This window comes from Microvirga sp. KLBC 81 (genome assembly GCF_003075415.1).
Classification (GTDB): domain Bacteria; phylum Pseudomonadota; class Alphaproteobacteria; order Rhizobiales; family Beijerinckiaceae; genus Microvirga.
In genome coordinates, this window is record NZ_QDAH01000254.1 from 1 (window position 1) to 1,209 (window position 1,209).

The window sequence follows — 1,209 nt, forward strand, 5'->3', positions numbered from 1 at the left end:
CCGCCATTGCCTTCTTGAGGTTCTCGTCGATCTTGTCGAGGAAGCCGGTGGTGGAGAGCCACTTCTGCTCGGCGCCGACGAGGAGGGCGAGGTCCTTGGTCATGGAGCCGGACTCCACCGTGTCGACGCAGACCTTCTCCAGGGTCGCGGCGAAGCGGGCAAGCTCGGCATTGTCGTCGAGCTTGGCGCGGTGCGCGAGACCACGGGTCCAGGCGAAGATCGAGGCGATCGAGTTGGTCGAGGTCTCCTTGCCCTTCTGGTGCTCGCGGTAGTGGCGGGTCACGGTGCCGTGGGCGGCTTCCGCTTCCACTGTCTTGCCGTCCGGCGTCAGCAGCACCGAGGTCATCAGGCCGAGGGAGCCGAAGCCCTGCGCCACGGTGTCGGACTGCACGTCGCCGTCGTAGTTCTTGCACGCCCAGACATAGCCGCCCGACCATTTCAGGGCCGAGGCCACCATGTCGTCGATCAGGCGGTGCTCGTAGGTGATGCCGGCGGCGGCGAACTGCGCCTTGAACTCGGTCTGGTAGACCTCCTCGAAGATGTCCTTGAAGCGGCCGTCATAGGCCTTGAGGATGGTGTTCTTGGTCGAGAGATAGACCGGATACTTGCGCATCAGGCCATAGTTCATCGAGGCGCGGGCGAACTCGCGGATCGACTCGTCGAGGTTGTACATCGCCATGGCGACGCCGGCGTCCGGGAACTTGAACACCTCCTTCTCGATGACGGTGCCGTCCTCGCCCTCGAACCTGATCGTCAGGCGGCCCTTGCCGGGCACCTTGAAGTCGGTGGCGCGGTACTGGTCGCCGAAGGCATGGCGGCCGACGATGATCGGCTGGGTCCAGCCGGGCACCAGGCGCGGCACGTTCTTGCAGATGATCGGCTCGCGGAAGATCACGCCGCCGAGGATGTTGCGGATCGTGCCGTTGGGCGACTTCCACATCTCCTTGAGGTTGAACTCCTGCACGCGCGCCTCGTCCGGCGTGATGGTGGCGCATTTGACCCCGACGCCGTACTGCTTGATCGCCTCGGCGGCCTCGACCGTGACCTTGTCGCGGGTGGCGTCGCGGTGCTCGATGCCGAGATCGTAGTACTTCAGGTCGATGTCGAGATAGGGGTGGATCAGCTTGTCCTTGATGAACTGCCAAATGATGCGGGTCATCTCGTCGCCGTCGAGTTCGACGACCGGATTGGCAACCTTGATCTTCGCCA

At 64.0% G+C, this 1,209-nt stretch carries 1 protein-coding gene; it reads right to left on the minus strand.

Annotation, left to right across the window (positions count from 1 at the left end):
* The coding region (locus DC522_RS33605; protein WP_245444769.1) for an NADP-dependent isocitrate dehydrogenase at positions 1 to 1,201 on the minus strand (1,201 nt) is incomplete at its 3' end.
* Positions 1,202 to 1,209: the final 8 nt, after the last annotated feature.